The following is a 6,395-nucleotide window of genomic DNA, read 5'->3' on the forward strand; positions in this document are numbered from 1 at the left end:
AGGCACAGCAGAGATGTCCACAGGTCCTATTCTCCCAAACGTGGATGACGCCCGAGTTTCCGAGCTGTTCGACCCCGCCGCGTGGACCGAGGTCGAAGGTTTCGCCTTCACCGACATCACCTACCACCGCTCCACCGAGAGCCGCTCCGGCAAACGGGTGGTCCGCGTCGCGTTCGACCGTCCGGAGGTCCGCAACGCCTTCCGCCCGCACACGGTCGACGAGCTCTACCGCGCCCTCGACCACGCCCGGATGAGCTCCGACGTCGGCTGCGTCCTGCTCACCGGCAACGGGCCGTCGCCCAAGGACGGCGGCTGGGCGTTCTGTTCCGGCGGTGACCAGCGTATTCGCGGACGCTCCGGGTATCAGTACGCGAGTGGGGAGACCTCCGACACGGTCGACCCCGCGCGCGCCGGCCGGCTGCACATCCTCGAGGTCCAGCGCTTGATCCGGTTCATGCCGAAACCGGTGGTGGCGGTCGTGCCGGGCTGGGCCGCGGGCGGCGGGCACTCGCTCCACGTCGTGTGCGATCTCACGCTCGCCTCCGCCGAACACGCGCGCTTCAAGCAGACCGACGCCGACGTCGGCTCGTTCGACGCCGGCTACGGCTCCGCCTACCTCGCCCGCCAGGTCGGGCAGAAGTTCGCCCGGGAGATCTTCTTCCTCGGCCGCGACTACACCGCCGAGCAGATGCACCACATGGGCGCGGTGAACGAGGTCGTCCCCCACGCCGATCTCGAAAAGGTGGCGCTGGAGTGGGGCTGGGCCATCGTCGGCAAGTCCCCGACGGCGCAGCGCATGCTGAAGTACGCGTTCAACGCGATCGACGACGGCCTCGTCGGCCAGCAGCTCTTCGCCGGCGAGACCACACGGCTCGCGTACATGCAGGACGAAGCCGTGGAAGGCCGCGACGCGTTCCTGCAGAAGCGGGACCCGGACTGGTCCGACGTCCCGTACTACTACTGATTCTTCGGGAGATCTTGTGCGTGTGGTGTGGCTCGACGGGAGCGCCGAAGCGGTGTCCGCCCTGGACACGGCCGTGGCGGCGGCGCTGGACGGTGGAGAGGCCGTGCTGCCGCTGTCTTCGGCCGACCCCGCGGCGCCCGGCGTGCTCGAGGCGATGGCGCCGGGCACGCCGGTCGAACCGGACACGGCCGTGATCATCGCCACGTCCGGATCGACGGGGGCACCGAAGGGCGTGCTGCTGTCACCGGGTGCGCTGGTCTCGTCGGCCACCGCCACGCACGCGCGGCTCGGCGGGGCGGGCCACTGGCTGCTCGCCACGCCGGCGCACTACATCGGCGGCCTGCAGGTGCTGGTCCGCGCGCGGCTGGCGGGCACGAAACCCGCCTTCCTGACCGGCGCGGGCTTCCGGCCGGACGAGTTCGCCACGGCCGCGGCGCCCGTGCTGGCCGAGCACGGGCCGAGGTACACGGCGCTGGTGCCGACCCAGCTCGTCCGGCTGCTCGACGACGGCGGGGCCGGGCTGTCCGCGGCCCGCGCGTTCGACGGGATCGTGCTCGGGGCGGCCGCGACGTCGGCGAAGTTGCGTACGCGCGCTGCGGAGGCCGGCGTGCGGATTGTTCCCGCGTACGGCATGAGCGAGACCGCGAGTGGCTGCGTCTACGACGGGGTGCCGCTCGACGGGGTGCGTGTGGAGCCGGACGCGGACGAGCGCCTGCGGATCTCCGGGCCGGTGCTGGCCCACGGTTACCGGCTCGCGCCGGAGCTGACGGCGGAGTCGTTCCAGGACGGCTGGTTCCGCACCTCCGACCGCGGCCGGCTGCTGGCCGACGGCCGCGTCGAGGTGCTCGGGCGCGCCGACGACGTGATCAACACCGGCGGCGTGAAGGTGTCGGCGGCGTCGGTGGAGAAGGTGCTCGGTTCGATCGCCGGCGTTCGCGATGCCTGCGTGGTCGGCGTCCCGGACCCGCAGTGGGGTGAGACGGTGGTCGCGTTGGTCGTTGCGGAGGGACCGGTCGCGCCCGAGACGATCAAGGCCGTCGCCCGGGAGGAGCTGGGTGCCGCAGCCGCGCCGAAGCGGGTCGAATTCGCGGATGAGCTGCCGCTGCGGGGCCCGGGGAAGATCGACCGGGCGGCCGTCAAAGCCCTGTTCGAGCTACGGACGGCGTGAAATCCCGCCGGATCGTTGACAGGGTGCCAGTGATCACGGTTGCCTCGGGGTATGACGAGGTGGACGAAGACGGCCCTCGCGGTCGCGGCTGTAGCAGTCGGGCTGCTCATCGGCGCGGGCGCCGCGTCGGCCGACGAGCCGAACACCAGCGGGACCCTCACCTGGCAGGTTACGGGTTCCTGATCGGGTGAAGATCGCATGGGCTTGAATGAGGTCCATGGCGACAGTGAGTGAGTGGATTGAAGGCGCCCGCCCGCGGACGCTGCCCAACGCGATCGCGCCGGTGGTCGCGGGCGTCGGGGCGGCGATCGCGCTGGACGCGTTCTCGTGGTGGCGTTCGGTGCTCGCGCTGCTGGTCGCGCTCGCTCTGATCATCGGCGTGAACTACGCCAACGACTACTCCGACGGCGTCCGCGGCACCGACGAGAACCGCGTCGGCCCGCTGCGGCTCGTCGGCTCCGGCACGGCCGCCCCGAAGGCCGTCCTCGCGGCGGCGCTGGTGTGCCTCGGCCTGGCCGGCGTGCTGGGCCTGCTGCTCGTGGCCCTCACCGGCTTCTGGTGGCTGCTGATCATGGGCGGCGTCTGCATCCTCGGCGCGTGGTTCTACACGGGCGGCAAGAAGCCGTACGGCTACTACGGCTTCGGCGAGATCGCCGTCTTCGTGTTCTTCGGCCTCGCCGGCGTACTGGGCACCGTCTACGTGCAGGCCGGGCACATCAGCTGGGCCGGCCTGGCCTGCGCCGTCGCCGTCGGCGCCTTCTCCACGGCGGTCCTCACGGCCAACAACCTCCGCGACATCCCCACCGACATCGAGTCCGGCAAACGCACCCTCGCCACCCGCCTCGGCGACAAGGGCACGCGCCGCCTGTACCTGGCACTGGTAACCGTGCCCTACGTGCTCACCGTGCTCCTCGGCATCTGGCACCCACTGCAACTCATCGCCCTGGTCACGGCACCCATGCTGCTCAAATCCGTCCGCGCCGTCGGCGGCGGCAAGGTCGGCCGCGAACTCATTCCAGCACTACGCGACACCGGCCTGGCCATGCTCGCTTGGGCCGTCCTCAGCGCACTCGCACTCGCCTTCTGACGACAACCACAACCCCAGGCGACCCACCGCCACCTGCCCACCGCCGCCCAACCGCTCAGCGGAACCTGCACCCAGTCCCCGCCCGGCGCCCCGATCCGAAGCCGCTTTGCGGCCGGCGAGCCTGTGTCAAGGCACGCTTTCCCGCCTTGACACAGGCTCTCCGGCCGTCAACACAATCCAGCTTCGGGGCGCCCACCCCACGCAACACGCCCTGCGAGGACTGCAAGGACTACAAGGCCCCGCAAGGACCTACCCCTCAAACCGCCCAGTCAGCAAAAACTCATCAAACTTGGCCCGGTACGGCGCGATATCGATGTCCTGCTCCGCCAACCACTCATCCGAGTAATACGTATTCGCATACCGATCCCCACCATCACACAACAACGTGACGACAGACCCGGCCTGCCCCTCCGCAACCATCCGCGAGATCAACAAAAACGCGCCGTACAGATTCGTCCCCGTGGACCCACCAGCCCAGTGCCCCGTGTGCTCCCGCAACACCCGGATCGCCGCCAGCGACCCGGCATCCGGTACCGAGAACATCTCATCGATCACCCCAGGCACAAACGACGGCTCCACCCGCGGCCGGCCGATCCCCTCGATCCGCGACGGCATCCCCGTCGAATAGTCCAGCGCGCCACTCTCCCAGGCACCGAAGAAGGACGAGTTCTCCGGATCCACCACGGCAATCTTGGTCGTGTGCCGCTTGTACCGCACATACCGCCCGAAGGTCGCGCTCGTTCCACCCGTCCCGGCGCCCACGACGATCCACGACGGCACCGGATGCCGCTCGGCCCGCATCTGCGCGAACACCGACTCGGCGATGTTGTTGTTGCCGCGCCAGTCCGTCGCGCGCTCGGCGTAGGTGAACTGGTCGAGGTAGTGCCCGCCGCACTCGGCGGCGAGGCGTTCGGCCTCCGGGTACATGTCCGGGGCGCGGTCGACGTAGTGGCACTCGCCGCCGTAGAACTCGATGAGGGCGATCTTCTCCTTGCTCGTGCGCCGCGGCACCACGGTCACGAACTTCAGGCCCAGCATGCGCGCGAAGTACGCCTCGGACACCGCCGTCGAGCCGCTGGAGGCCTCGATGAGCGTGGTGTCCGGGCCGATCTGACCGTTGACCAGGCCGTAGAGCAACAGCGACCGGGCCAGCCGGTGCTTGAGCGAGCCCGTGGGGTGCACGGACTCGTCCTTCAGGTACAGGTCGACGCCCCACTCCTGGGGCAGCGGGAACACGTGCAGGTGCGTGTCGGCGCTGCGGTTCGCGTCGGCCTCGATGATGCGGACGGCCTCACGCACCCAGGCCCGGTTGTGGAGCCGGCTCACGCGGCCTCGTCGCCCGGGTTGGTGGGGACCTCTCCGCGCAGCTGGGCGCGAAGTGCGGCCCGCGCGCGGGCCCGCGACTCGTTGCGCTTGGCCAGCCCGGCCGTCACACGCGCGTTGAGCTTGCGGAAGAGCAGCAGACCCAGCGGCAGGCCCACGACGAGCCCGATGAGGAGGGACACCAGTAGCGGCACCCCGACCAGCGACAGCACCCAGGCGACCACGGCCACCAGCGCGAAGCGCGCGACCAGGTACAGCGTCAGGTCACGGGACAGATGTTCCGGCGATTCGGGTTCCGGCGATTCGCTCACATCAAGGGAGGCTACGCCTTGTTCTCGGCCTCTTCGTCCAGGCCCGCGTTGTTCGGACGGCCCTCGAAGCGCGTCGACAGCACCACCGTCGTGTTGGTGCGCCCGACGCCGGGGATGCGCCGCAGCCGCCCGAGCGTGTGCTCCAGCTCGTCGACGGTCGACACGCGCACCTTCACCACGAACGCCTCGTCGCCGGCCACGGCGTAGCAGCTCTCCACCTCGGGCAGCTCGCCGAGCGCCGCGGCCACGTCTTCGTCGGTGGCGGTGTCGGTCGGGTGGATGCCCACCAGGGCCGTCACGCCCAGGCCGACGGTGCCCGGGTCGACCATCGCGTGGTACCCGGTGATCACCCCCGCGGCCTCGAGCTTGCCCACGCGCTCGTGCACCGACGAGGCCGACAAGCCGACAGAGCGGCCGAGGTCGGCGTAGGTGGCCCGGCCGTTGACCCGCAACGCCGCGATGATCTTCCGGTCCAGCTGATCCACCGGCTCATTATGCTGCGCGGCGCCCCCGGACCGCAGGGAAGGTAAGGCGCCCCCCATCGACAGACACAGTGTCTACTGCGTCACAACGTCACCGATGGTCCGCTATGGCCCGCGATGCCCCTTTGGCGTGTCTTTACCTGAGGTCGCCGTTCCGCAGAAGAAAAGCTCCTGGTCAGAGCCATTTCAACAAGGACTTCACACGCGGGAGGTCGCCAGAGGTTATGTCCCTTTTGCACTTTAAGGGCTCTTTACTCAAGGACAACCGTTCGAGTACCCGACGGGTGAAGTGCCACGATTGCGGCGTTGGCTACCCCGGCGCGACGGGCGAAAGGCCCGATGCCTCCGGTATAGCAAGTAGGTCGTTAAGGAGGCGGAAAATGACCGCGACGATGGGCGGAAGGTTGCTCACCCCGGGTGAGGTGGCCGCCTTGTTCCGGGTGGACCCGAAGACGGTGACCCGGTGGGCCACGGCCGGCCGGATCGGCTCGATCCGGACCCCGGGCGGGCACCGCAGGTTCCGTGAGTCCGAGGTGAACGAGCTCCTCGCCGAGCTCACCACCGACGCGAGCGAACCGGCCCGCAAGGCCTGATCCACCGCGACGAGAGGGTCGTGAGTGGTAAGAGGTGACTTCCCGCACCTCTTACCGGTCACGACCCTTCGTCGTACCCAGGTTTCGGGCCCCTTCGCGGTTTTGGGGCTAACCTGGGGACCCGGCAAGGCCTTGCACGACGGAAGGACCGGGCATGATCGCTCTGCTCGCAGCGGTGGGCGCCATCACCATCGCCGTTCTGTTGTGGCGGGCCTTCGGGGCGCAACGCATCGGCGTGCCCGATCGACGGCCGACCCTCGCGCCCGACGACGACCCCGACTTCCTGCGCAAGCTCGGCGAGCAGCAGCGCAAGCGGCCCACCGACGACCCGGACGCCTGACCTCGGGCGCACCTTTCGCCCAGCCCAATGTGGCGTTCGGTGCGTTAAGCGCACCGCAATGTGGCGTTGGGGGGGGTGTGCGCCCCCCCACCCCCAATGGCGGGTGTAGGGCGCCGGGGGGTGTGGG

General features: G+C 69.7%; 9 protein-coding genes. 6 read left to right on the forward strand and 3 right to left on the reverse strand.

All coding sequences use genetic code 11. The features are described from left to right. Positions 1–40 precede the first annotated feature (40 nt). Genes AB0F91_RS14535 through AB0F91_RS14550 form a run of 4 tightly spaced genes read left to right on the forward strand, consistent with a single transcriptional unit; the run spans position 41 to position 3,219 of the window. A complete protein-coding gene (locus tag AB0F91_RS14535) occupies positions 41–964 on the forward strand; it encodes a 1,4-dihydroxy-2-naphthoyl-CoA synthase (RefSeq protein WP_360597715.1) in 924 nt (307 codons plus the stop codon). Between the two features lie 16 nt (positions 965–980). Further along, positions 981–2,132 (forward strand): o-succinylbenzoate--CoA ligase, encoded by a 1,152-nt coding sequence (menE, locus tag AB0F91_RS14540; RefSeq protein ID WP_360597717.1) that lies wholly within the window; start codon positions 981–983, stop codon positions 2,130–2,132. A 51-nt stretch (positions 2,133–2,183) separates the two neighbouring features. Next, positions 2,184–2,315 (forward strand): hypothetical protein, encoded by a 132-nt coding sequence (locus AB0F91_RS14545; RefSeq protein WP_360597719.1) that lies wholly within the window; start codon positions 2,184–2,186, stop codon positions 2,313–2,315. 34 nt (positions 2,316–2,349) lie between these two features. After that, on the forward strand, positions 2,350–3,219 hold the full coding sequence (locus AB0F91_RS14550; protein ID WP_360597721.1) for a 1,4-dihydroxy-2-naphthoate polyprenyltransferase: 870 nt from the start codon (positions 2,350–2,352) through the stop codon (positions 3,217–3,219). A 249-nt stretch (positions 3,220–3,468) separates the two neighbouring features. Here AB0F91_RS14550 and AB0F91_RS14555 read toward each other — a convergent pair whose 3' ends face one another. The 3 genes from AB0F91_RS14555 to AB0F91_RS14565 are packed head-to-tail and all read right to left on the reverse strand — an operon-like array spanning position 3,469 to position 5,338. Continuing rightward, positions 3,469–4,545, reverse strand: a complete 1,077-nt coding sequence (locus tag AB0F91_RS14555; RefSeq protein WP_360597723.1) for a PLP-dependent cysteine synthase family protein — start codon at positions 4,543–4,545, stop codon at positions 3,469–3,471. Then, positions 4,542–4,853 carry a DUF4229 domain-containing protein gene (locus AB0F91_RS14560; protein ID WP_360597724.1) on the reverse strand — a complete coding sequence of 104 codons (312 nt, stop codon included), beginning with the start codon at positions 4,851–4,853 and terminating at the stop codon, positions 4,542–4,544. Before AB0F91_RS14560 ends, AB0F91_RS14555 begins: the two co-directional genes overlap by 4 nt. Before the next feature lie 11 nt (positions 4,854–4,864). Further along, positions 4,865–5,338 carry an Lrp/AsnC family transcriptional regulator gene (locus AB0F91_RS14565; protein ID WP_285970770.1) on the reverse strand — a complete coding sequence of 158 codons (474 nt, stop codon included), beginning with the start codon at positions 5,336–5,338 and terminating at the stop codon, positions 4,865–4,867. A gap of 377 nt (positions 5,339–5,715) precedes the next feature. Between AB0F91_RS14565 and AB0F91_RS14570 the strand changes: the two genes are divergently transcribed. Further along, a complete protein-coding gene (locus AB0F91_RS14570) occupies positions 5,716–5,928 on the forward strand; it encodes a BldC family transcriptional regulator (RefSeq protein ID WP_072474890.1) in 213 nt (70 codons plus the stop codon). 154 nt (positions 5,929–6,082) lie between these two features. Then, on the forward strand, positions 6,083–6,268 hold the full coding sequence (locus tag AB0F91_RS14575) for a hypothetical protein (protein ID WP_220245962.1): 186 nt from the start codon (positions 6,083–6,085) through the stop codon (positions 6,266–6,268). Positions 6,269–6,395 lie beyond the last annotated feature (127 nt).

The sequence above is a fragment of the Amycolatopsis sp. NPDC023774 genome, from assembly GCF_040639695.1.
In the GTDB taxonomy this organism is placed as follows: Bacteria; Actinomycetota; Actinomycetes; order Mycobacteriales; family Pseudonocardiaceae; genus Amycolatopsis.